Raw genomic sequence first — 25,480 nt, 5'->3', positions numbered from 1 at the left:
TCCGTAAAGTGATGCCACAATCTTTGTCGAGTTTCTTTGCCATGGCACACGGATAACACGGATTTGCTTCGCAAAAACGCGGATTAAAACGGATTTTTATTCTTTGTCATTTGCTTAACGTAAAGTAACCGCAAGCTTGTCTTCCTGAGGAACGAAGGATCACACTAGGAACTCCGTAAAGTAATTCCGTAAAGTGATGCCGCAAGCTTTGTCGAGTTACTTTGTCGAGTTTCTTGTGTGATCCTTCGTGCCTCAGGATGACAAATACTTTGGGGTTATGTTGCGTGTTGATTGTTTAACGCAATCTGTGTAAATCCGCGTTTTTGCGAAGCAAATCCGTGTCATTAGTGTGCCATGATAAAGATTGTCGAGCTTCTTGTGTGATCCTTCCTTCGTCAGGATGACAAAAAATCTGTGTAAATCCGCGTTTTTGCGAAGCAATTCCGTGTCATCCGTGGGCCATGACATTGTTTGTAAACTCAAACTGGAACTTATTCAAAATCCTTATAATTTGCAACATTTTCTCCAACATTAGAATTTCTAATGTAATTCTAATGATCTTCTAATTCGTTTATTTAGATTAAATATAAACAATAACATAAGTTTGCGCTCCTATTGGTAAGTAAATAAATTATGAAATTTTTAGCAGTTGTGTTTTTGTTTGTTCATTTTTCAGTTTGGTCTCAAAAGGGAAATATTAACGGAAAGGTTCACTTTTCTCACAACGAACCGGCTTTGGGTGCTACAGTATTAGTTTTAGGAACACAGAATTTTGCTGTTGCAGATCATAACGGAAACTTCGAAATCAAAGCAGTTGCTTACGGAAATTATACTTTAGAAATTTCTTCGCCTGAGGGCAAAACTAAAACGCATACCATTCACGTACATCAGCCTTCTCATCATATTAGCATTGCTTTAGAAAAAAATGATCCTAAAGCTTTGAAAGAAGTTGTGATTCAGAAAACTACGGTAAAGAAAGAAATTATGGAGAAAGGTTTCTCTGTAAATGTTATCGACACTCAGGAAGCTGCAAAACGTAATATTCAGACCAATGATCTTTTAGGGCAATCGGCTGGGGTTCGCATCAGACAAAACGGAGGTTTGGGATCGAGCATCAATTATAATTTGAACGGAATGTCGGGTAACGCCATTCGAATATTTATAGACGGAATTCCTATTTCGACTTACGGTTCTTCATTCAGTTTAAACAGTATTCCGCCTGCATTAATTGAGCGAATCGAAGTGTACAAAGGAGTAATTCCGGCACATTTGGCAGATGATGCTTTAGGAGGAGCCATAAATGTAATTTTGAAAAAAGGGGCTAAAAATACCCTGAATGCTTCGATATCTTACGGTTCGTTTAATACCACTCAATCCAACTTTAATACCACTTACCGCGATAAATCTGGTTTTACCTTAAAAGGTTCCGGTTTCTATAATTACTCGGATAACGATTATGAAATTTGGGGTAAATTCGCCTATAATATTGCTCCTAACGGAGTAATGACGCAAATAAAAGCCAAACGTTTTAATGATGCGTACCGTTCTTATGGCGGACGTTTTGAAGCCGGATTTACAGATGTAAAATGGGCAGATACTTTCTTAATTGGTATTAATGCTTCTGACGATTATAACGAAATTCAGCACGGGCAAGCGATGTCTAAACCCTACAAAGGCCGGTTTACTGAAGCTGATGCACAGGTAATCAGCATTAATTATGCTAAAAAAGATTTTATTGTAAAAGGACTTGAATTCACCGTCAACTCTGTTTTTAGCCAACGAGGAGAAGTTTTGAACGATACAGTTAAATGGAATTACAATTGGTTTAACGAAAAAGCAATTGGCATTGATGGTCAGCATTTTTTATCGCCAACGGGTGCGCAACAAGGTGCTGCTACAATTTTGCACATCAATAACAAAATATTCAGTACCAGAGGCGGATTGAATTATACCTTAAATGATAATCACAAATTTGTTTTTAGCACGATGCTTTATGACTTTTCCAGAGATGATTATGATGAATTGAAATCTGAAATGGAAAGAAATTTTCAGCAAAAACGAGATCTTCAAAAAAGCGTTTTGTCTTTTGCCTACGAACTTCAGGCGTTTGATTCCCGCCTAAGAACCAATTTGTTTGGGAAACGTTATAACCAGAAAACAGAACAAAGAACCCCGCAGATCATTACAACAGGCGGACAGTCTGCAATAGTTGAAAAATTAGAAAACAATAATACTACTTTTTACGGTTACGGTTTCGCAGGGTCTTATTTTGTTTTACCAAAATTGATGTTTTCTTTATCGGCAGAAAAAGCGATCAGACTTCCTTCTGAAAATGAAATTTTTGGTAATCCGGGCGAAAATCAAACCAGTAACAGCGCATTAAAACCTGAAGAAAGCGACAATCTGAATGTAGGATTACGTTTTGGACCTTACCTCATTAATCAGCATAAATTTAGTTTTGGCGGCTCGGGATTCTGGAGAAATTCTAAAGACAAAATCGTTCGTGAGTTTAGTAATCGTTTAAATGAAGCTTTGCAGACCTCACCTTCAGTAAACTTAGGTACAGCACAATCTTTAGGTTATGAAGCTTCATTAGAATATTCATATAATAAAAGATTATTTATAGGAATGAATATGTCTAAGTTCAATTCGCTCTTTAAAGATAAATACGATAAAAACGGACAAATACTGGATTACTATAACAAGCAATATCCTAATGAGCCTTATTTTATTATTAACGGAAATGCTCAATATAATTTTAAAGATGTATTGCAGTCTAATTCGGAGTTGAATTTGTATTACAATTTTACTTATGTGGGCGAATTTTTCACCACCTGGCAGGAAACTCAAATAGATAAAGTGCCCTCTCAGTTTCCGCATGATTTAGGTTTGAGTTATACTTTTCCTAACAAAAAATACATTGTGAGTTTTGATGCCAAGAATATCACCAACGAACAGGTTTACGACAATTTTGGGGTTCAAAAACCGGGAGTAGCATTTTATCTGAAATTCAATTACATACTGAATAAGTTTTAAATCTATATAATTAATTTTTTTAAATACCATGAATATGAAAAAAAGTACATTTAAATTAATGGCATTTGGTTTGGTTTTTACCACATTTGCCTTAACGACAAGCTGCAGCAGTAATGATAATGAAGACCCGATAACACCAACATTGCCAGAAACAGAGAGCCGCTGGATAACAGTTGCAGGAGCCTTAATGCAAACTGCTCCCGGAGACGGAAACGGTGGTACAAAAGTTTTTTCTGTTAGTAAAGAAGATGCTAAAAACCCTAATATTTCTATCAACGTTTACGACAACGGAACACCTGTACAATCAACCAGAACAGCTCGTTTACAATCATCTGTAGACGGAAACACGCTTTTTAATATTACGTATACAGGTGCAAACGGTGGTGAGTTTATGACGTATAAAGTAAATGGCGGTAATAATTTTACACAATCAGGATCTACAGTAAACATCTCACAATATGCGGGAACTTCTCCAAGATGGACTAAACTTTTTGACGGAGATAAAACAGGTGTAGCAGTAAACGTAACTGCGCCGGTAATTGTAACTAATGAAGATAAATCATATAAACATACAAGAGGTTCTGCCACTGTGTTAAGTTTAGATTTAAAAAATATCCTGATTTCTGCTGCAAAACAATACGAGATTCCGTTAACTCCTGAAGAAGAAGCTTTAGGACATCATATTTTCCGTTTAGATGCGCCAACTCTAAACAAAGCCGGAAACAAATTAATCATCGGAACATGGATGCGTAAAACAAATACTGCTACCGGAGCAAACGAAACTGAATTTGAGCGTTTAGGTTCTAAATCACTTGTGGTGGATTATCCGTCATTATTAAACCCTAAAATTATTACTTCTACAGTTGGTTTTGGAGATACAAGCGGATACCGTAGCTTTAATAGTTTTGTGGCTAACGATGGTAATATTTACCAAGCTACTCAAAGAGATACAAAAAACGGTTCTTATATCTTAAAAATCAACCAAAGCAACGAATATGACAACTCTTATGTATTTAGTTTAGATACTGCTCTTGGAGTAAAAGGATCATACATTGATGCATGGAGATACGTAGGAAACGGAATTGCTTTTGCAGTTTACACTCACGATGGTGCTAACAATCAAGGTTTTGTAGCAAGAATCGATCTTAACGCAAAAACAGCTAAAAAAGTAGAAGGAATTGCTTACGATACTGATTTAGATTTTGGTCAATATCAAGGTTTTGTAGTTGATGGTAATGATTTATATGTAGCTGTAACACCAGTTGGTAAAGATGGAAACATTTATATCATTGATGCTGTAACAGGTGCTGTAACAAAAGGAGCTAAATTGGTAAACAAAGCAGGAAACCATTATATTGGTGTATTCTAAAAATAACAATAGCAGAAATGCAATTGCAACAATGCTATTACTTGAGTTTTTTTTTTAATTAGAACATTCCGCTTCAGATTTTGGAGCGGAATGTTTGCTTTATGTTGATTCTTGAGGGATAAATTAACCGCAAAGAACGCAAATGTTTTACTTTATATTATGCTGATAAACAAAAAGTTCGCAAAGCTTTCTATTGATACAGCTTTGCGAACTTTGTCTTTTTTATAAACCCCACAGATTTATAAACTTTGCGTTCTTTGCGGTAAAATTATGCTCAAAGAAAAGCAACCTTTACAAATTAAGTATCACAAGTAATAGAATCCCAATCCTGCTCCATATAATTAATCAGCCAGTTTAAGGCATATTGTCTTTCATAAACAATACCCGGATTAATCCCTTCGATTTCCCTGCCATTGATTCTCTCATCAACGCAAGCCCAATTGAATCTGTAATACAAATCATTGGCATCCAAAATTTCACTTTTAGATCGTATTTCAACAATCGAATCAATAAAAATATTGGGGTCTTTGTCCTGACCCACAGGGTAATTATCAGGATCAATGTTTTCCAGATCACAAAATTCATCCGGAAAATCCAGTGTTTCTATTTTATTCAAAGCCCACATCAAAACCCATATTCCTTCACATTTCCAGCTTTCGTTTGCTTTTTTATCATCGGTTGGGTTGCCCAGAAATTCTTTCTCATTCTCGGTCGTAAAATCCCAAAGATTATAATTTTGAAGATATTCTGTCGCTTCTTCGGGAGAAATACTACTAAACGCCACTAAATTGACGACAGCCAAAGCACTCACTCTCTGCGCAATTTCTTTTGGAGTTCTTAAAGTAGTTTCTGCTTCAGATTCAATACAAGGTAAATTCCTGTTGATTTTGATATCATATTCTTCCAGAATTTTTTCGTTATTCTCTTTTCTTTGCAGCTGATCTTCTGTCAACTCATTCTGATCTGCATCAAAATAAACCGAGTTGATTTTGACATCTAATGCATCAATTTCGCAATTTCCTTCGGTATCAATAATCAAATCTAAATTTTTATCCAGAAAATGTTGTCCGCTCGATTTACTAATAACAGCATCAGGCTCAACAAACAAAATCGCTTCAAGTTCGTTGGCGATATTGGCTATTATGGTTTTCAAATTGGCTAATTCTCCCTCTTCCTGAATAATGGTAAATTCAGAATTTAAAGTTTCTATTTTGCGCAAAAACAACTCTTTTACTTTTTCGTTTGCAGTTGGCAATCCATATACAAAACCATAAAGTCCTTTTAAGTTCGCTGTTAGCGCAGAATCATCAATTTCAGGAATTTGATAAGAAGGCTCGGCTCTTTCGCGATATAAGATTTTTATTTTTTGAGAAGAATTTCCTTCTTTAATTTCCAATTCTATGATATCAGATTCCTCCTCTTTATCAATTAAAACATTTCCTTCCGGAAAATGAGAAACGATTATTTCTTTAATATTATCAAACCCGGATTGGTGTGAGTAAATAGTACAAATCATGCTTTTATTTTCTATTTGTGATTAAATATTCAGGCGTATAAAATTGGTATATTTAGGCTAATATAGGTTTATTTTACTACAAAATGCAAACGTAATCAGGATGAAATTTATTGCGGTACAAAAAAATGTTTCACGCAGATTTAATATGGATTTAAGCAGATAATGCAGATTTATTTTCAAAAAAAATATCAAATTTTAATCTGCTGAAATCTGTAAAAATTTGCGTGAAATATTTTTAATTGGCTTTCGCCGAAATTTACTTCTTTATCTCTAAAATTAAAAAATAGAATAAATCTTAAATTCTAAAAATGTATCCCGTACTTTCCTGATACCTTTAAAATAAACCGATGAATGAGACTTTCTTAACGAATCTCTTTTATTTTGTGGCTACGATCAATTTTAATCTCTTTTCTAAATATTTTTTTATAGATTTGTGTAATCGATTACATTTACATATATTTATCGATCGAAGTTCTTTTTTTCTGAATCAGCAAAAAAACAAGGATCAATAAATACATTTAGCAAAAAAGTCTCTCTATTAAGACTGAAATTTTTAACCATAATACAATTAGAATGAAAACTAACCCAATTAACTTTTTACGTATTGCTCTGGCAGTTATAATAACAAGTTGTGTGCAAAACAGTATTGCTCAAAATTCAAAGTCTTATGATACTTATAAGAATATTGAATTTAAAATGGCTAAAGTCAAAGAACCTGTAATTCCAAAAAACAGCGTAAACCTTAAAGATTTTGGTGCTGTAAATGGCGGGTATGTTTTAAATACAAAGGCTTTCGCCGATGCAATAAACGCGGTTTCAAAAAAAGGCGGTGGAAAAGTGATCATCCCTCCAGGAATCTGGCTTACAGGTCCAATTTTATTAAAAAGCAATCTTGAACTTCATGCAGAAACTGGTGCATTAATTATTTTTTCGCAAGATAAAAGTTTATATCCCCTTATAGAAACCAGCTTTGAAGGATTGAATACCTGGAGATGTATCTCTCCTATTTATGGTAAAAACCTTGAAAACATTGCTTTTACCGGTAATGGTGTCTGGGACGGATCCGGAGAAGTTTGGAGACAAGTAAAAAAGAACAAACTAACGGATAGTCAATGGAAAAAAGTGATTGCTTCGGGCGGAGTTTTAAACAAAGAGAAAACAAGCTGGTATCCGTCAGAAACTTTTATGAATGCTTCTAAAGGTGCCGATCAAAACGTACGTCTGGATTTAAAAACCAAAGAAGAGTTCGAAACCATTCATGATTTCTTACGTCCGGTAATGGTCAGCATTCAAAACAGTAAAAGAGTATTGTTTGATGGTCCGGTATTTCAAAATTCACCAGCCTGGAATATTCACCCTTTGATGGTCGAAGATTTAATTGTACGTAATGTAACGGTTCGTAATCCGTGGTATTCTCAAAACGGAGATGGTCTTGATGTAGAATCCTGCAAAAATGTAATCATCGAAAACTCTAGTTTTGATGTGGGTGATGATGCTATTTGTATTAAATCAGGAAAAGATAAAGACGGACGTGATCGCGGTGTTCCCTGCGAAAACATTATCATAAAAAATAATATTGTGTATCACGGACACGGTGGCGTAACGGTTGGAAGTGAAATGTCAAGCGGTGTAAAAAACATGCACGTATCTAATTGTACTTTTATGGGAACTGATGTTGGATTACGTTTTAAAAGTAATCGCGGACGTGGCGGTGTAGTCGAAAACATTTTTATCTCGGATATTTTCATGACTGATATTCCTTCTCAGGCAATTTCATTCAATTTATATTACGGAGGAAAATCGATCGAAGAAACGCTTGCCGAAGGCGGTAATACATTAAGTTCTAAAGCAATGCCGGTGAATGAAGAAACGCCGCAATTCAAGAATATTTCTATCAAAAATGTAACGATAAAAGGAGCCCAACAAGCTGTATTTTTACAAGGTTTACCTGAAATGAATCTGGAGAATATCGAAATTTCTAATCTGACAGGAAATGCCAAAAAAGGCTTTTCTATCATCGATGCAAACGGAATTAAAATAAGCAATGCGAAACTAGACATCGAAGAAACGACTGTTTTTGAAATTTACAATACTAAAAATATGTCCCTTAAAAATGTAGAATTCAATTCTACTTCTCCTAAAGCGATTACGGTTAACGGAGAAAACAGCCAGAATATAGAGTTTGTTTCATCGCCTAATTTTAGCCTAAGCAATAAAACTACAGTTGGAGAAACTGTTCCTAAAGGAGCCGTAAAATTCTAAATTGAAAGTAATTCATAAAAAAAGGGTTGAATCAAAATATATCTGATTCAACCCTTTTTTATATCCTCTTCATTCTAGTTTCTTTGTTCTTTTCTCTTTGTTCTTTTCTCTTTGTTCTATCCTCTAAAACTCCAAAACCGGCTTCTTCATATCATGATACAAAAGAACTTTCCAGTGTTGTTCTCTAGCTTCCTGTTCCCATTTTTTTCTAGATTCCATGGCACGTTTACCATCATAATCTGTTTTGTAGGCAACATGCATTTTTAGATACGCTTCTTGTGGCAAATCATCTGCTCCGTAAAAGGTGATCTCGTTATTTTCCTTAATCCAGAAAACCTGATGAAATGGCGAATGTCCGCCTGAAACTTCATAGAAAATTTCATTTGTGATTTGTCCCTTATCATCGTTAAGAAACTCAACATTAGGAAACGATTTAAACAGATTGAGGATGTCAAGATTATAAGAAGGATGTTGTTGCGCTAAAGCAAAATCAAGTTCTCTTTCCTGCATATAAATGGTTGCATTTGGAAAATTCTGAATAAAGTTTTCTCCTTCAAAAAAACCAATTCCCTCGATATGATCTTTATGAAAATGCGAAATCAGAACTTTTGTAATTTGTTCCGGTGCTATATTGTGAGTTTGCAGTAAATGATGAATAAAAGGTTTTCCGTTTTTGTTAATTCCTAAACCTAAATCTAAAAGTATATAATCATTTTGAGTAACGATCAAAAAAGGCTGAATGGCCATTTTAAGTCCTGAATCTAAAGGGAATTCATTGATGAGTTTAAATTCTTTCTCGCTGCTTACAACATAATTTCCTTCTTGTAGTGGTATTATTTTCATTTTACTCGTTCATTATTTTTACAAAGGTCTAAAGAATTTCTATATTTGTAAAACGTTATTTTTCGATAGCATCAATCGATAAAACCGATTTAAAAAATGGAACTCAGACAACTTAAATATTTCCTTAAAGCCAAAGAATTACTCAACTTTACTGAGGCTGCAAATGCTTTAAACATTAGCCAGAGTACTTTATCGCAACAGATTAAACAACTGGAAGATGAATTGCAAATTTCGCTTTTTAACCGAATTGGCAAGCGGATTACCTTAACCGAAGCTGGAGAATTATTCTCAGGTTTTGCCTTGCAAAGTATTAGCAAAGCCAATGAAGGGTTTGCATTATTAAAAGACTTAAACAACCTGAACACCGGAAAAATTGCGATTGGTGTTACTTATGCTTTACGCAATATAGTGACGCAAACCGTCATTGAATTTGCCAATCAGTATCCTGAAATAGAATTTAAAATTGTGTTTGGAACTTCGAAAGAACTGATCGAAAAACTAAATCACTTTGAATTGGATGTCATTCTGACTTTCGAAGAAATCATTACCGAGAATCATTTTAAATATCAAGCTCTTTTTACCTCGCCGATGACTTTGGTAACTTCGACAGAATCTGCTTTAAAAAATAAAAAGTCTATTTCATTAAAAGAAATAAGCAGACTTTCTCTTGCTCTTCCTTCAAAAGGATACAGCACAACACAATTTATTAGTGAAGCATTTAATAAAAATAACCTGCACCCAAAAGTGGCTATCGAAATCAATGATATCCCAACCTTATTAGAACTTGTAAAAAGTGGCAAATGGTACACCATTCTTACTCAGGCCACTATCAAAAACGAAAAAGGAATTTCGTGTATTCCGATCGAAGGAAAAAATATGACGAGAACTGCTATGATTATTTCGATAAAAGAAGTTTATGAAAAGAAAGCGGTAAAGGTGTTTTTGTCCATTTTGAAATCGCTGGTTTAAAAAATTCTTTACAACAAGAATTCAAAATCATTTTTATCTCCAAAACCATTAGTTACATATTTTCGTATATTTTATAAAACAAAGCTCTTAAAGCTTGTAAAACAGAAGCTTTAAAAGAATTTCGTACTCAAAATAGTACGTTTCGTTGATTTATAAAATGACTGATGTATTTTTACAAATTAAACAAATTTTGTAGTAAATAATTAACAAAATAACATTTCGACTAAATATTTTTAGTGGTAATAGTGCATATATTCAAAAAAGTAATAATATTGTCCAAGTTAACAAATTATTATCTAAATGTCTTTAAATCCCAATTCCGACCAAAGCAAGCTCCTTTACGAGTTATCGCAAGGGAATGAACTGGCGTTTACAAAACTGTATAATGAATACAAAAATGTTGTTTTTTCTACTGCTTTAAAAATAACAAAATCCAGAATCTTAGCCGAAGAAGTTGTTCAGGATGTCTTTTTGAAAATCTGGCAAAATCACGAAAATCTGGCTGAAATTACCAGTATCGAAAACTATCTTTTTATTATTTCCCGCAATCATATTTTTGATATGATCAAGAAAATTGCCAGAGATACGTCTATAGTTGTCGATACTAATTACAAAAGTACATCGACAAATGATACCGAAGATGCTATAAAAGACGATCAGTACAATGTTATCTTAAATCAAATCGTCGATCAGCTTCCGCCACAACAGCAAAAAATCTACAAAATGGCAAAATGGGATGGTTTAAGTCACCAGAAAATTGGTGAGGATTTGGGCATCTCTACAGAAACAGTAAAAAAACATATGGCACAGGCGCTGAAATTTGTTCGCACAAAAATTTCGCCTTATATGAATATGTTCATGACATTGTTTTTATTTTTTAAAATGTAAACTTTCGGCTATAGCTAAAAAGGCTGTTTTATATTATTTTACATTTTTTTTACATTTTTTTCACTTTCGACTACTCCTTCCCTATTTTTCAATCGTCTTTATAATAAAGATCATTACTTGACATAGGTTTATCTCCTATTTTAACAAGATCATTGCATTAAAACAAAAACAAAAAACACTCAGGTTTACTATTATAAACGATTATTAACTCACAATCAAAACGCAAATGCAACAAAAAGTATTTGAAGAATTATTCGAAAACTACCTGCAGAATAATTTATCTGAGGCAGAACAACAAAAGCTGATGGAGATTATCCAGTCAGGCACGCACGATGATTTTATAAAAGAAAAGATTCAGTCGCTGATGAAGGAAAATCAGAATGTTGAAATTCTGGATAAACAAAAAAGTGATGATATCCTTAGTTTTATTCTTTCTCAATCATCAGCTCCTAAGGTTATTTCGATTCATGAGAATAAAAGATCTTATAGAAAAATTGGAAGAACGCTGGTTGCCATTGCCGCAGCGATCACCATTTTATTTGCTTTAAGAACTGCTTTTGTTTATGAAAATGTACCCAATGCCATAAAAACAAAAGACGAAAATATAGAGAAAGAAAGTTCGGTTTTGGCATTTAACGGAAAACAGCTTATTCGTTTACCAGACGGAAGTACGATTATCCTAAACGATAAAAGCAGTATCACGTATGACCAAAATGATTTTGACAAAGAAACCAGAGAAGTTACTTTATCCGGAGAGGCTTATTTTGATATTAAGAGAAATGAGAAAAAACCATTTATCGTGCATACAGGCAAAGTAAGTACAAAAGTTTTGGGAACTGCCTTTAATATCAATGCTTACGACACATCTGACAATATCGAAATTACGGTTGAACGTGGTAAGGTACAAGTGGGAGATGTTAAAAAAACCTACGGTATCATCACGCCTAACCAACAAATAAAAGTGAACAAAAACACTTTAGACTTTGAGCAAAATAATATTAAAATCGAAACTGCAATCGCATGGAAAAGTAATTACCTGATTCTGGACGATATCAATATGGAAGAGGCTGTTGCGCTAATTTCTCAAAAATATAAAGTCTCGATTGTATTAGAAAATGAAAATATTAAAAAATGCAGAATTACTGCCAGTTTCTTAAACGAAGAAGATTTAGATCATGTTCTAAAAGTAGTATGCAGTGTAATCGAAACCACATATCATTATAATCAAAATAACGCCATTGTCCTGGAAGGAAAAGGCTGTGAATAGCACCAATAACTGAGTATTAACCTTTTAAAAAACGATATAAAAACTAGCTAAAACCAAAATAAAAAAGCCATCTAGCTCCTACACCAGATGGCCGCGATTCTTAATAATTAATTCCAGTAACCATTAAAAAACATGCAAATTTATGAAATTACGCTGTAAAACAACCATGTTTGACAGGGAAAAGACATCTACGTCTTTTTTTAACCTGTCAAAAAAAACCATTATGATCATGCGAATCAGTTTATTCCACATTTTCTTACTGACCTGCGGCACGCACATGGTCTTTGCCAACGAAATGAGCGGTCAGAATCTGGAAGCGATATCTGTTGATATTGAACTTCATAATCAGGATATTAAAACCCTTTTTAAAACGATTGAAAATAAGACAGGATTACTATTTGCTTACCAGCCACAGATCATAAAAGATTTTCCTAAAGTGAGTACACCAAAAGGACGCCGCAGTGTAAGCGATATTTTGAATAGTGTACTTCAGGGCAGCAATTTGGTCTACAAACAAGTAGATAAAAATGTAGTCATTTATAAAAAAGAAAAGTCTAAAACTGAAGCCGAAACAGAAACAAGTGCTTCTAAAAAAGAAAATTCAGATGATGCTGATTATATGCTGTCAGGAAAAATCCTTGATGAAAATGGTCAGCCTTTACCTGGTGTCACTATCTCGCTTTTAGGCGGAAACAGACAAGGTGTTTCTGATTTCGACGGACAATTTTATGTTCAGCTTCCATCAGGAAAACACACCCTTAGAATATCTTATTTAGGGTATAAGACACAGGATATTACGGTTGAAAACCAAGTATCTGTTACGATCAAAATGCAACCCGATTTAGCGAAACTAGATGAGATCGTAGTGATTGGTTATGGTACCACAACCAAAAGAACTTCGACAGGATCTGTAGTAAAAATTACGGCAGAAGATATCGAAAAACAACCGGTAACCAATATTTTGCAAACACTGCAAGGAAGAACTCCGGGGGTATTTGTAACTCAGACATCCGGTTATGCAGGATCTGATATGAATATCAGTATTCGTGGAAGAAATTTTATTGCAGGAAACAATTTACCACTTTATATTGTTGATGGGGTTCCTTATATTGGAGATGACATTAAGGAACAGGTTCAGGATCAAAACGTTATTAGAGGTGCTCAAAAATCGACCAGCCCCCTTAATATCATCAACCCAAATGATATAGAAAGTATCGAGATCTTAAAAGATGCAGATGCTACGGCAATTTACGGTTCAAGGGGAGCGAATGGTGTGGTATTAATCACGACCAAAAAAGGAAAATCTGGAAAAACAGAATTTACTGTAACTACCAATTCAGGAGTTTCTGAAGTAGCCCATATGGCAAAAACATTAGGCACGCCGGCGTATTTAAACATGCTGCAAACGGCATTAACCAATAATGGTGATATTGCAGATGTTGATAGCAACGGTATTGCTATTACAGACTGGGACCCGAATGCACAAACGAACTGGCAGAAAAAATTAATAGGCGGAACAGCGAATTTCAATAATTATTCTGCGTCATTAAGAGGCGGTAATGACACTACAAATTTTCTTTTAAGTGGTACTTACCATAAAGAAACGACTGTTGTACCGGGAGATTTTAGCTATGACAAATTTTCTACCAACTTTAATATCAATCACAGTACACTGAATAATAAATTAAAAGTTGGTGCTTCTGTAATTTTTGCAACAGACAACAATAAACTGCCATTTTTTGATATCACAACTTATGCTGTAGGCACCGCTCCTAACCGTCCGTTGTACAATGCAGATGGCAGTTATTACTGGTCTCCGGATTATTTTAGCGATATTAATCCGCTTGCTGCTTTAGAGAAAAGAGTAGACGATAAAGGAACGAACTTAATTACAAGTTTAAGTCTTCAGTATGAGATTGCAAAAGGGTTTTCTTTTAAAACTGATCTTGGATACGGAAGAGCTCAGATGCAGACCAAACAATTCATGCCGGCATCTGCAAGTAATCATGTTTATGCCGAAGCCAATGGCATGGATATGAACTTTCAGAGGTCTTATACTGTTTCGACAAACAATACCAATAATTTTACTGTAGAGCCTCAGCTGAATTATACAACTGAATTATGGAAAGGAAATCTTACCGCTCTTGTAGGAGGTTCATGGCAGAACAGAAAATCAGAAATGCCATCTTATGTGAGTTCAAGCGGATATAGTTCAGACAATTTAATTGGAAATCTTGGAACTGCAGAAAACATAACCGCTAATAACGGAAGCGCAGAATATAAATACATTTCTCTTTTTAGCAGACTTAACTATAATATTGACAATAAATACATTCTGAACATTAACTTTAGAAGAGATGGTTCATCCCGTTTTGGAGCTAATAATCGTTTTGGAAACTTTGGTTCTGTGGGTGGTGCATGGGTATTTACTCAGGAAAAATTCTTAAACAGCCTTAGCTGGCTGAGTTTTGGAAAACTACGTTCGAGTTATGGAGAAATAGGAAGTGACGAAATTGGAGATTATCAATATGCTGAAACTTTTGACACTCGTAATTACGGTGACGGAAATGCTTCTATGGCAGCGGCCAGAATTGCAAATCCTAACATCAAATGGGGATTAACAAAGAAATTTGAAGCTGCTCTTGATTTAAGTTTCCTAAACGACCGTATCTCTTTTACTGCTGCTTATTATAAAAACACTTCTAGTAATCAATTGGTAAACTATACACTTAGTGCGCAGGCAGGTTTTACAACTTATACGGCAAACTTACCTGCAAAAGTTGAAAATCAAGGTTGGGAATTTACTCTTGCTACAACCAATATTCATACTAAAAACTTCAACTGGTCAACGTCGTTTAATATTTCGACCAATTCAAATAAGTTAGTATCATTTCCTGGTATAGAATTCACCAGCTATTATTCACAATATGTTGTTGGAAACCCTTTAGGCGGCAGGTATTTGTATAATTATACCGGAGTAAATGCCAATGGAATTGCTCAGTTTGAAGATCTAAACGGAGACGGAAGAATCTCTAGCGGATATGCTGACACCGGCAGAGGTGACCGAAAATACGCAGGACCATCTTACCCTCAATATTACGGGGGAATCTCGAATACAATAAGTTATAGAGCTTTTACACTTGACTTTTTGTTTCAATTCGTAAAACAAGATGGTACTACTTTACTGTCTTCTACTGGTGCTCAGCCGGGTTATCCTTATTCAACAGCGAATTTTCAGGTAGACGAGTACAATGATTATATCGCACAAGGAAATGTTTTAAGTTCCGGTTTTCAAAATAGTTTTTTCAATTATTTAGGATCAAATGCTTCTATTGTAGACGCATCGTATATCAAACTTAAAAATGTAAGCGCTTCTTACCAGATTCCTTTAGATGAGGCAACAAAGAAATATTTACAGAGTATTCGCCTTTCGGTTCAGGGACAAAACTTAGTAACATTTACTAAATACAAAGGTCTTGATCCTGAAACGCAGGGATTGGCTTTGCCTCCATTACGTACCATCACTTTGGGAACTCAGTTTACATTTTAAATCTAAAAAATCATGAAAAATATTTCTATAAAATATACCTCTATATTTTCGTTTTTTCTTTTATTAGGAATTACAAGCTGTGATAATGCTCTTGATGTTGATCTTCCCAGCAATCAGCTATCATCAGAAAGTGTTTATGCTTCAGAGCCAACAGCTGAGGCTGCTGTAAACGGAATTTACCAAAGCATGGTTGCCGATTTTTTTTATAACAGAGTACATACTGTTTTAGGAGAAACGGCCGATGAATTAGTACCAAGAACAGGTATTGCCAATATTTACAGTTCGAATGAAATTCCGGAGACTGACGGGACTATAAACGCTAACTGGGGCGAATTATATAAAACTATTTATAACGCAAATAACGTAATCGAAGGGCTTACTAAAAGCACATCTCTTAATGCCGTAAAAAGCAAACAATGGATTGCCGAAGCTAAATTTCTAAGAGCGTATTCTTATTTTTACCTGACCAATCTTTGGGGCAATGTGCCGCTGGTACTTACTACAGATGTAGATGTATCTGCATTGTTACCGCAATCTTCGCAAGAAAATGTTTATGCGCAAATTTTGCTGGACTTAACCGATGCTTCAAAAGATCTTCCTACAGATTATAAAAATTATGATCAGGAAAGAATCAGAGCTACAAAATGGGCGGCAGAAGCTTTATTGGCAAGAGTAAATCTTTATTTAGAAAGATGGAACGAAGCCTCAAACCACGCATCTGCTGTAATTAATGAAACTGGTACTTTTGGTTTAATTACAGGATTAACAGATACTAACAGTCCTTTTATTGCTGATAATAAAGAGTCTATTCTTCAAATACCTTATTTTAATGTTGATTATACTTATGAAGGATCTTCTGTATTTACAACCGCTGGTACTTTATTACTAAGAAAAGGCAATGCGCTTTTTGAAACCGGTGATGCCAGAAAAACAAACTGGACCATTGACATTAATGACAGATTGGGCGTATTTTTAGGGATTGCACCTCATAAATATCAAAATGATTTTGGGGACTCTCCTTCAGAGCGCTCTACTCTGCTTCGATTAGCAGAACTTTATTTAATACGTGCCGAAGCCAGAGTAAAATCGAATGATATTACCGGAGCTCAGCAGGATATTAATACAATTCGAAACAGAGCCTTACTAGACAATACTACGGTAACAAATCCAAACCAATTGTTAGACTTAATTGCTCTTGAGAGACAACGCGAGTTCTTTGCCGAGAACGGACATCGCTGGCTGGATCTTAAAAGAACCGGAAAACTAGATGAGACACTCTCTGTTTTATCTGATAAAATCTGGAAATCTACGGATAACTTATATCCTATTCCGGAGCCGGCAATTCGATCTAATCCTTTCTTAAACCAAAATTCTGGATACTAATAAATAAAATAAGCGCAAGAATGTTACTTCAAAAAAAACATTCTTGCGATTTTTAAAAAACACTATGGAAACAACAATTGTAAGAGTTGAGGACTTGTCACATCAATATAGTAAGGATTGGGCAATACAAAATATTAGTTTTGAAATTAAAACAAATCGAATTTTAGGCCTTTTAGGATCTAATGGCGCCGGAAAATCAACTACAATGAATATTCTTTGCGGCGTTTTAAACCAAACCAAAGGAAACATTTTTATTGATGGAATTAATCTAAAAGAAAATCCTGTCGAAGCCAAAAAACTAATTGGTTTCCTGCCACAAACCCCTCCGCTACATTTGGATTTAACGGTAAATGAATATTTGATTCATTGTGCAGAATTAAGACACGTAAAAAAAGAAGATTTAAAATATGCTTTAGAGAAAGCCAAAGAACAATGCGGTATTGCACATTTCAGCAACCGATTAATCCGAAACTTATCCGGAGGTTACAGACAGCGTGTAGGTATTGCTCAGGCCATTATTCACGAACCTAAATTGGTCGTTTTAGATGAACCAACGAACGGACTTGACCCTAACCAGATATTGGAAGTTAGAAAATTAATCAAAAAAATATCCAAAGATAAAGCTGTTATTTTCTCCTCTCACATTCTATCTGAAGTTCAGGCAACCTGTCAGGATATCAGAATGATCGAAAACGGACATATGGTTTTTTCGGATACGCTTGATGCTTTTAATAATCATATCGAAGCAGACAAACTAACGGCAAGTTTTGAAAATCCGCCGGCCCTTGAAGCATTAACAGATATTCCTGAGATAACAGCTGCTGTTTTTCTGTCTCCAAAAAAAGTACAGATCACCTTTACCGGAACACAAGAAGTTGCGGAGAAAATTATTTCGCTTAGCGTTTATAACAACTGGAAATTGAGAGAAATTCAATTTGAAAAAGTATCTCTTGACGAAATTTTTGCTCAATTATCTAAAAAAGCGCCTTCTAAAAACGCTATTCTTTCTTAAAAAACAAACAAATGAAAACAATATACAGAATCGCTAAAACAGAACTCTACACGATGTTTTATTCGCCGGTAGCATGGGTCGTTTTAGTCATATTTTCAATCCAGTCCAACTGGAAATTCTTTGACTCTCTGGAACGCTTTGAAAAATCACAAAAAATGGGCGACGGAATGGGTAATTTGTCGCAAGCTATTTTTTCAGGTTTCATGGGACTATATACTGAAATGCAGAATTATTTATATCTATATGTTCCGCTATTAACAATGGGATTGATAAGCCGTGAAATCAACAGTGGTTCTATCAAACTATTACTTTCTTCGCCCATTAAAATTAAAGAAATTGTACTAGGCAAGTATTTAGCCATTGCGGCTTATTGTCTTTTATTTGTTGGTATATTGGGGCTGCAGGTTGTTATTTCTTATTTCTCTGTCGAAAATTTAGATTTAAAATTTGCCATTTCGGGACTTATTGGTTTGTATTTACTGGTTTGTACCTATGCCGCAATTGGTCTTTTTATGTCTTGTTTAACCTCTTATCAGGTTGTTGCTGCGATTAGCACATTGGTAGTTTTAGCAGGATTAAATTTTATTGGAAAATTATGGCAGGATGTCGAGTATGTAAAAGACATCACTTATTTTCTATCGATTGCCGGTCGTGCCAATGAAATGCTCGAAGGTCTTATCATCAGTAAAGATGTATTGTATTTTATACTCGTAAGCAGTCTTTTTATTGGCTTAAGTATTTACAAATTACAAACCGGAAGAGATGCGCAGCCAGCTTCTCAAAGAGTTCTAAAATATACCTTGCTAATAACTGTTGTTTTGGCACTTGGTTATGTTACTTCAAGAGCATCGCTGACATTCTATGAAGATATGACGCGCAATAAAGACAGAACATTAACCAAAACGAGCTTAGACATTGTCAATAAAATAGAAGGCCCTGTCAAGCTTACCACTTATGTAAACTTATTAGATATTAACTATTATATGGCTATGCCGTATTCGCAAAATCAGGACATTTCGAGTTTTGAAAACTACACCCGCTTTGTGCCTCAAATGCAAATGGAATATGTCTATTATTACGACACTTCAAACAATGAAGCATTATATGCACAAAACCCGGGATTAAATGACAAACAGCTTGCCGAGAAACTGATCGAAACTCAGAACGTAAAACTAAAGAAATTATATTCTCCTGAAGAAATTAAAAAAGTAATTGACCTGAAACCGGAACAAAACCGAGTGGTAAGAACAATTGAATACAACGGAAAGAAAACATTTTTAAGAATGTTTGATGATTTGTTTAAAGCGCCGGGCGAAAAAGAAATCTCTGCTTCTTTAAAACGATTAGTCGTTCCTGCGCCAAAAATTGTTTTTGCAACCGGAAACATGGAACGCAGCATTGACAAAAACGGAGATAAAAATTATAAAACAGGATTTAACGAAATCACTTTTAGATATTCACTTATCAATCAAGGTTTTGATGTTTCATCCGTAGATATAAATGCGCAGAATATTCCGGAACAAACCGGTATTTTAATCATTGCCGATCCAAAAACACAATTGAGTCAGGGCGCTATTGACCGTATTACGAAGTATATCGACGAAGGAAAAAATGTAATGCTTTTGTCTGAACCTGAGACCAATTCGGCTTTAGCTGCTATAACAGATAAATTAGGGTTAAGTTATACCAAACAAACACTGGTTCAGGAAAGTGAAACCAACTCTCCGGATTATTTAGTAACCGATCTTCAAAAAAATACAGATCCTGTTATAAAATTTAGTAAAACTCGAAATAACTATCCAATTCCGCTTTTAGGAAGCAGCGGAATCACAATCACTAAAGATGCCGGATTTAAAGTTACGCCACTTTTAAAAACCAATAATCAGCCTGCATGGGAATCTCAAATGGGAATTACTTCGGTTTCGGAAGAGTTGAAGAAACAGCCTTCTATAACGGCGATTCCTCTGGTTGTGGCATTAACGAGAAATATTAACGGAAAATCTCAAAAAATAATTGTTACCGGAGATGCTGATTTTATGGGCAATGCCGAATTAAGCCGAAACGGTTCAGGAACATTTCAGTTTATGACTGATATTTTTAGCTGGTTCAGCAATTACGAATTTCCAATCGACACCACTCGTCCGGAAAATACAGATAAGAAAATAACCATCAATGCAAATCAGGTTTTCATTAATAAAATTGTCTTTATTGGGCTCTTTCCTTTATTGATCATATTGAGCGGTGCTTTTATACTAATTAGAAGAAACAGAAGATAAAAAATATCAAAATGTATACTAAAAAAAATATCATCATAGGCATTTTAGCGCTTTCAGTTCAGGGTGCTTTTGCGCAGTTCAAAACCAATATCCCGCTGGATAAAAACGTGACAACCGGAAAATTAAAAAACGGATTAACGTATTATATCCTGCACAACGAAGAGCCAAAAGACAGAGCCAGTTTTTACTTTGTTCAAAATGTTGGCGCCATACTCGAAGACGACAATCAAAACGGATTGGCGCACTTTCTGGAACATATGGCTTTCAACGGAACGGAACATTTTAAAGGAAAAGGAATCATTAAAATGCTGGAAAAAAACGGAGTAAGTTTTGGTAAAGACATCAATGCTTATACCGCTCAGGATGAAACTGTTTATAATATTAGCACGGTTCCGGTTAGCAATCAAAAACTGATAGATTCTACACTTTGGGTACTTCATGACTGGTCAGGATCGCTGTCTTTAACGGATGCTGAAATTGATGCCGAAAGAGGTGTAATCAGGGAAGAATGGAGAACCCGAAGAACAAGTGGTTTTCGTTTGAAAATGCAGACAGATCCTGTTTTATACAAGGGTTCAAAATACAGTAAAAGAGATGTTATTGGTGATTTGAATATCATCAATAACTTCAAATATCCTGAATTACGCAATTACTATAAAAAATGGTACAGACCAGATTTACAGGCCGTAATTATTGTGGGAGATATTGATGTAAAAGCAATGGAGCAAAAAGTAAAAGCCATATTTTCAGGTATACCTTTGGCTAAAAAAGCAGCTGCAAGAACTTATACAGAGATTCCAAAACACGATGAATTGTATTTTGGAACAGCATCAGACAAAGAAGCTTCATCTACTTCTATTACTCTTCAGTATGTTCTGGATGAGCCTTTGTTAAAAGACAGCATCGTAACACGCAAAAACGTGATGAACTCTTTTTATACCAGTATTTTAAACAATCGTTTCAGAGAATTAATCCTGAAAAACCAAGGTTCGGCATTAAACTTAAAAACATATTTCGAACCGGTTTCAAGATTAAATACGTCGTTTAATATTTCGGCTTTAGCCAAAAAAGGAAAAACAATTCAGGCTTTTGAAGACGCGTATACTGAGGCAGAACGCTTAAAACGTTTTGGTGCCGCACAAGCCGAATTAGACCGGACAAAAAAGATTTTTATAAGCTCATACGATGATTTCATCAGCAATAAAGATAAAGTCGACAACGACAGCTGGGCAGATAAACTGACGAATTATTTCCTGAAAGCAAAACCATTTCTTTCTCCGGAAGATGATTATAAATTGACTGTTGGTATTATTAAAAGCATCACTTTGGAAGAATTGAACGCTTACGCGAAAACGATCCAGAAACCTGCCAATCAAGTGGTTTTAGTGACAGGTTCTGATCAGGATAAAAATGATTTCCCGAATAAGGAAGCTGTTGTTAATGTGATGAAAAAGGTAGAAAGTATGACTTTAGAACCGTACACCAAAAAAGAAAACAATTCGCCTTTAATAGAAAAAGAATTAAAACCTGCTGCTATCAAAAAGACATTTGATGTAGCCGGAATTAAGAATGCAAAAGGTTATATTTTAGAAAATGATGCAAAAATAATTGTACTTCCTACAACGTATTCAAAAGATCAAATTACGTTTTCTGCTTTTTCAAAAGGTGGTAAATCTTTAGTAAAAACTGAAGATTTGGCTTCCGCCGAAATTGTAACAACACTGGCAAGATCTTCCGGTTTGGGCAATTTTGACAATATAGGTTTAAAAGAAAAACTAACCGGAAAAGTAGCGCAGGCCGCCCCTTTTATTGGCGAAAATACGCAGGGTTTTCAGGGAAGTTCTAACAAAGCCGATTTCGAAACTATGCTGCAATTGCTTTATCTTTCTTTTGAAGCGCCACGTTTTGATCCTAATATTTTTAGTATTCTGAAAGAGCAATATAAAAACAATCTTGAGAATATCAAACAAGACAACGGAAACACTTTTAAGGATACTATTGAGCTGGCCAATTCTAATTACAACCCGCGTACATTTATATTCAACGAAAAATTCCTTGAAACTATTGATCTCAAAAAAGCAGAAAATATTTATCGTGACCGCATAAAAAACGCTGCCGATTTCACTTTTATTTTTGTTGGAAACATTCCGGATTCGGCCTTAGAGCTGATTCAGAAATATATTGGAAACATCAAATCAAATCCGGCTTTAAAGGAAAATTATGTCGATCATAATATTGAACCTAAAAAAGGAAAAACAGAAGTTCATTTCACCCGTCCGATGGAAGTTGCGAAAACAACCGTTTATTTAAACTTAACCGGAACGATAGAATACAGCAAAGAAAATGCTTTGTCGATGTATGTGATCGGCGAAATATTATCAAAACGATTCCTGCAGACGATTCGCGAAGAAGAAGGCGGCAGTTATGGCGTAAACGTGGGCGGAAATCTGGAAATAATTCCAAAACCCACATTTAGTCTTGCCCTGACTTTTGACTGTAATCCTGATAAAGAAGAAAAATTAATGCAGATTGTCTGGAAAGAATTAAACGATTTAAAATCAAATCCGGTCAATGCAAATGATTTGGAAGACATTAAAAAAGCACTTTTAAAAAACAGGGAAGAATCACTTAAAACCAATTCTTTCTGGAACAATACACTTTATAACAACAGCTTAAATCAGATTCCGTTTTTACAGGATGAAGAATATAAAAATTTAATTTCTAAAATTAATCAAAAAACTATTCAGCAGTTTAGTAAGCACGTTTTGGATAGTTCTAGTAGTGTCGAAGTTATTATGAGCCCTGAAAGTAAATCAGGTAAGTAAAACTTTAGAATACATTTTTATTTTATTAGTCATTAAAGGTTGTCTTGCCAGGACAGCCTTTTTTGTTTATTTAAATAGTTTATGTGTAAAAAATGAAATAAGCACAAACATTACTTTAAAACAAAAAAACGCCTCATTGCTGAGACGTTCTTCAAATTTAGTCATGTTTTACTTAGTGGTGATCATGTCCGTGATCTTTTCCTTTATTAGAGTTCCCTTTGGACTTACCTGGATGATCGTTTTTATTTTTATCCTTGTTATTTTGCTTATAGGCTTTATCCGGTTTATTTCCTCTGTTTTTTTGAGGCTTTCCGTGATATCCTTTTGGATATTCAGCTCTGTGTTTTTTATGATAAGTATAAGGAGCATCTCCTCTGTAATCATTTAAAACTACTTTATATCCTCCGTAAAGATCATATTGTCTGTAGGCTGAAGGTAGTCTGCTTTGTCTTACCCATCTGCCGTTATTATCATAAATAAACTGCTTTTGACTAACATCATAATAGGTGTCGATATCCGGCAGATAATAATATCTACTGTCGTCATAACCTTGTGGACCCCAGCTTGGAGGTGTACCAATATTTACATTGATCGAAACTTGCGCGTGGGCAAAAACACTCATCAGGAGCATTAGTGCAATTACTATTTTTTTCATTTTCGTGGTATTTAGTATTAATGTATTTAATACAATGCTAAAGTAGTGCCATTTATTTGCTTTTATGCCTTCAATTATACAAAAACAACATACTAATCGACGAATAGCAACTCACAGCCGACAAAATCCATAAAAAAACGCCTCAAAAATTTGAGGCGTTTTTTAGTCATGTTTTAATTTGTGGCAATAATCGTAAAGATCATTTATCGATATATTTTATTTCCATCCACCACCCAAGGCGCGATACAAATCTACCACTGCTTGTAGTTTTTGTAAATTATCATTTACACCACTCAATTGAGCTGCTAAAAGGTTTTGTTCGGAAGTTAATACATCTGTATAATTAGTTGCCGAACTGTATTCTAAAAGCTGTTGTGTAAAGTCTACTGCTTTTGTTAAAGCTTCAATTTGTTTTTCTCTCGAATCTTCTTTGGCTACAGCCATTTCGTAAGCATACAAAGCATTCGAAACTTCCTGACCTGCCACTAAAAGACTTTGTTGGAAATTATTAAAAGCCTGTACTTGTCTTGATTGTGCGTTCGTTAATCTTTCTCTGTTAAGTCCCTGATTAAAAATAGGCTGTGTTAATCCTCCTATTATAGAATAAAAGATAGACTGATCAAAGAAATTCTTCAATTGCAAAGTCGACAAACCACCACTTGCTGTAAGCGTTAAACTTGGATAAAAATAAGTTCTGGCCAAATTTGTGGTCTCAAAAGCAGTTCTGAAATTAAATTCGGCCTGACGAACATCCGGACGATTTTCTAATAACTGAGCTGGTAAACCAATAGCTATTTTTTCAGGAATTACCTGTTCACCTAAAACTCCTCTTTCGATTGGTCCTGATGCTTGTCCTAATAAAATATTAATTGCATTTTCAGTCTCACGAATGCTTCTTTTTAAATCCGGAATCAAAACTTCGGCTGCATGTTGATTGGCTTCACTTTGCACAACAGATGCACCGGTTACAATTGCTCCTTCTTTTAAAGCTTTGATAACTTCGACATTTTTAATACGGCTTTCTAATGTTGCCTGCGTAATTTCTAATTGCTTGTCATAGGACAGCAATAAAAAATAATTATTAGCAATATCCGAAATCAATTGTGTTTGTACCGCTTGTTTTGCAGCATCTGTAGAAAGGTATGTGGCCAAAGCTGCTCTTTTAGAACTACTTAGTTTTCCCCAAATATCAGCTTCCCAAGAGGTATTAAAACCCATTTTATAAGTCGTAGTCAGCGTATTGATATTAATTCCCGGAGGAAAATTCAATGCTGCTTTAGATTGCTTATTGCGCGTTGCATTAGCATCAAAATCTAAAGTTGGGTAATACGCTAATTTCGTCTGACGTAAAGTAGCACGAGACTGAACGATATTTTCGATTGCATTTTTTAAGTTCAGGTTCTGGTCTAATCCTTTCTGAATTAAAGCATTTAGTTTTTGATCCTTAAAAACAGTCTGCCACGGCATAGTAGCGATCGTAGTCGAGTCAGTAGAAGTCTGATCTCTGTACAAATTATCTGTCGATAATGTTTTGGGACGTTCGTACTTTTTGGTAACGCAGGCACTCAAAAGAGTGACTGCAACTACCATAAGAATATATTTATTTGAACTATGAGTCATTTTTTCTTA

Annotated in this window: 15 protein-coding genes; 11 read left to right on the top strand and 4 right to left on the bottom strand. The window is 34.9% G+C overall.

Annotated elements, in window-relative coordinates; all coding sequences use genetic code 11:
- Positions 1 to 633: 633 nt before the first annotated feature.
- Both ACIDC4_RS18245 and ACIDC4_RS18240 read left to right on the top strand, forming a co-directional pair.
- Entirely contained in the window at positions 634 to 3,036 is a 2,403-nt protein-coding gene (locus ACIDC4_RS18245; RefSeq protein ID WP_412045467.1) for a TonB-dependent receptor, read from the top strand.
- 34 nt (positions 3,037 to 3,070) lie between these two features.
- A complete protein-coding gene (locus ACIDC4_RS18240) occupies positions 3,071 to 4,405 on the top strand; it encodes a DUF4374 domain-containing protein (RefSeq protein ID WP_412045466.1) in 1,335 nt (444 codons plus the stop codon).
- Between the two features lie 298 nt (positions 4,406 to 4,703).
- Here the strand turns inward: ACIDC4_RS18240 and ACIDC4_RS18235 are convergent, their stop codons facing one another.
- The gene (locus ACIDC4_RS18235; RefSeq protein ID WP_412045465.1) at positions 4,704 to 5,921 is read right to left on the bottom strand and encodes a DUF4272 domain-containing protein; all 1,218 of its coding nucleotides are present in this window, start codon (positions 5,919 to 5,921) and stop codon (positions 4,704 to 4,706) included.
- Between the two features lie 573 nt (positions 5,922 to 6,494).
- On the opposite strand from ACIDC4_RS18235, the gene ACIDC4_RS18230 reads away from it, so the two are divergent.
- On the top strand, positions 6,495 to 8,183 hold the full coding sequence (locus tag ACIDC4_RS18230; RefSeq protein WP_412045464.1) for a glycoside hydrolase family 28 protein: 1,689 nt from the start codon (positions 6,495 to 6,497) through the stop codon (positions 8,181 to 8,183).
- A 123-nt stretch (positions 8,184 to 8,306) separates the two neighbouring features.
- On the opposite strand, the gene ACIDC4_RS18225 is transcribed toward ACIDC4_RS18230, so the two are convergent.
- Positions 8,307 to 9,026, bottom strand: a complete 720-nt coding sequence (locus tag ACIDC4_RS18225) for an MBL fold metallo-hydrolase (RefSeq protein WP_412045463.1) — start codon at positions 9,024 to 9,026, stop codon at positions 8,307 to 8,309.
- A gap of 96 nt (positions 9,027 to 9,122) precedes the next feature.
- On the opposite strand from ACIDC4_RS18225, the gene ACIDC4_RS18220 reads away from it, so the two are divergent.
- The 8 genes from ACIDC4_RS18220 (at position 9,123) to ACIDC4_RS18185 (ending at position 23,196) form a co-directional block, all read left to right on the top strand.
- Entirely contained in the window at positions 9,123 to 9,995 is an 873-nt protein-coding gene (locus ACIDC4_RS18220) for a LysR substrate-binding domain-containing protein (protein ID WP_412045462.1), read from the top strand.
- Positions 9,996 to 10,295: 300 nt separating this feature from the next.
- The gene (locus ACIDC4_RS18215; RefSeq protein ID WP_412045461.1) at positions 10,296 to 10,883 is read left to right on the top strand and encodes an RNA polymerase sigma factor; all 588 of its coding nucleotides are present in this window, start codon (positions 10,296 to 10,298) and stop codon (positions 10,881 to 10,883) included.
- A gap of 226 nt (positions 10,884 to 11,109) precedes the next feature.
- Positions 11,110 to 12,150, top strand: coding sequence for a FecR family protein (locus tag ACIDC4_RS18210; RefSeq protein ID WP_412045460.1), 1,041 nt, complete (start codon positions 11,110 to 11,112; stop codon positions 12,148 to 12,150).
- Between the two features lie 223 nt (positions 12,151 to 12,373).
- On the top strand, positions 12,374 to 15,700 hold the full coding sequence (locus ACIDC4_RS18205; RefSeq protein WP_412045459.1) for a TonB-dependent receptor: 3,327 nt from the start codon (positions 12,374 to 12,376) through the stop codon (positions 15,698 to 15,700).
- A 12-nt stretch (positions 15,701 to 15,712) separates the two neighbouring features.
- Entirely contained in the window at positions 15,713 to 17,083 is a 1,371-nt protein-coding gene (locus ACIDC4_RS18200) for a RagB/SusD family nutrient uptake outer membrane protein (RefSeq protein WP_412045458.1), read from the top strand.
- Between the two features lie 64 nt (positions 17,084 to 17,147).
- Complete coding sequence (locus ACIDC4_RS18195) at positions 17,148 to 18,095, top strand: ABC transporter ATP-binding protein (RefSeq protein ID WP_412045457.1); 948 nt, start codon at positions 17,148 to 17,150, stop codon at positions 18,093 to 18,095.
- Positions 18,096 to 18,106: 11 nt separating this feature from the next.
- The gene (locus tag ACIDC4_RS18190) at positions 18,107 to 20,371 is read left to right on the top strand and encodes a Gldg family protein (RefSeq protein WP_412045456.1); all 2,265 of its coding nucleotides are present in this window, start codon (positions 18,107 to 18,109) and stop codon (positions 20,369 to 20,371) included.
- Between the two features lie 11 nt (positions 20,372 to 20,382).
- Positions 20,383 to 23,196 (top strand): M16 family metallopeptidase, encoded by a 2,814-nt coding sequence (locus tag ACIDC4_RS18185; protein WP_412045455.1) that lies wholly within the window; start codon positions 20,383 to 20,385, stop codon positions 23,194 to 23,196.
- A gap of 172 nt (positions 23,197 to 23,368) precedes the next feature.
- On the opposite strand, the gene ACIDC4_RS18180 is transcribed toward ACIDC4_RS18185, so the two are convergent.
- Together ACIDC4_RS18180 and ACIDC4_RS18175 are read right to left on the bottom strand one after the other, a co-directional pair.
- Complete coding sequence (locus ACIDC4_RS18180) at positions 23,369 to 23,851, bottom strand: hypothetical protein (RefSeq protein ID WP_412045454.1); 483 nt, start codon at positions 23,849 to 23,851, stop codon at positions 23,369 to 23,371.
- Between the two features lie 216 nt (positions 23,852 to 24,067).
- Positions 24,068 to 25,471, bottom strand: a complete 1,404-nt coding sequence (locus tag ACIDC4_RS18175) for an efflux transporter outer membrane subunit (protein WP_412045453.1) — start codon at positions 25,469 to 25,471, stop codon at positions 24,068 to 24,070.
- Between the last annotated feature and the right edge of the window lie 9 nt (positions 25,472 to 25,480).

It is taken from the genome of Flavobacterium sp. C3NV, from assembly GCF_046825355.2.
Taxonomy (GTDB): Bacteria; Bacteroidota; Bacteroidia; order Flavobacteriales; family Flavobacteriaceae; genus Flavobacterium.
Note: the sequence above shows the minus strand (reverse complement) of the source record. Positions and strands in the feature narration are given on the sequence as shown.

Excerpts from the sequence above, each read along its gene's own strand:
- ACIDC4_RS18225 (WP_412045463.1), bottom strand. The coding sequence starts at position 9,026 with ATGAAAATAATACCACTACAAGAAGGAAATTATGTTGTAAGCAGCGAG.
- ACIDC4_RS18230 (WP_412045464.1), top strand. The coding sequence starts at position 6,495 with ATGAAAACTAACCCAATTAACTTTTTACGTATTGCTCTGGCAGTTATA.
- ACIDC4_RS18205 (WP_412045459.1), top strand. The coding sequence starts at position 12,374 with ATGATCATGCGAATCAGTTTATTCCACATTTTCTTACTGACCTGCGGC.
- ACIDC4_RS18180 (WP_412045454.1), bottom strand. The coding sequence starts at position 23,851 with ATGAAAAAAATAGTAATTGCACTAATGCTCCTGATGAGTGTTTTTGCC.
- ACIDC4_RS18210 (WP_412045460.1), top strand. The coding sequence starts at position 11,110 with ATGCAACAAAAAGTATTTGAAGAATTATTCGAAAACTACCTGCAGAAT.
- ACIDC4_RS18175 (WP_412045453.1), bottom strand. The coding sequence starts at position 25,471 with ATGACTCATAGTTCAAATAAATATATTCTTATGGTAGTTGCAGTCACT.
- ACIDC4_RS18235 (WP_412045465.1), bottom strand. The coding sequence starts at position 5,921 with ATGATTTGTACTATTTACTCACACCAATCCGGGTTTGATAATATTAAA.
- ACIDC4_RS18185 (WP_412045455.1), top strand. The coding sequence starts at position 20,383 with ATGTATACTAAAAAAAATATCATCATAGGCATTTTAGCGCTTTCAGTT.
- ACIDC4_RS18190 (WP_412045456.1), top strand. The coding sequence starts at position 18,107 with ATGAAAACAATATACAGAATCGCTAAAACAGAACTCTACACGATGTTT.
- ACIDC4_RS18215 (WP_412045461.1), top strand. The coding sequence starts at position 10,296 with ATGTCTTTAAATCCCAATTCCGACCAAAGCAAGCTCCTTTACGAGTTA.
- ACIDC4_RS18200 (WP_412045458.1), top strand. The coding sequence starts at position 15,713 with ATGAAAAATATTTCTATAAAATATACCTCTATATTTTCGTTTTTTCTT.
- ACIDC4_RS18245 (WP_412045467.1), top strand. The coding sequence starts at position 634 with ATGAAATTTTTAGCAGTTGTGTTTTTGTTTGTTCATTTTTCAGTTTGG.
- ACIDC4_RS18240 (WP_412045466.1), top strand. The coding sequence starts at position 3,071 with ATGAAAAAAAGTACATTTAAATTAATGGCATTTGGTTTGGTTTTTACC.
- ACIDC4_RS18195 (WP_412045457.1), top strand. The coding sequence starts at position 17,148 with ATGGAAACAACAATTGTAAGAGTTGAGGACTTGTCACATCAATATAGT.
- ACIDC4_RS18220 (WP_412045462.1), top strand. The coding sequence starts at position 9,123 with ATGGAACTCAGACAACTTAAATATTTCCTTAAAGCCAAAGAATTACTC.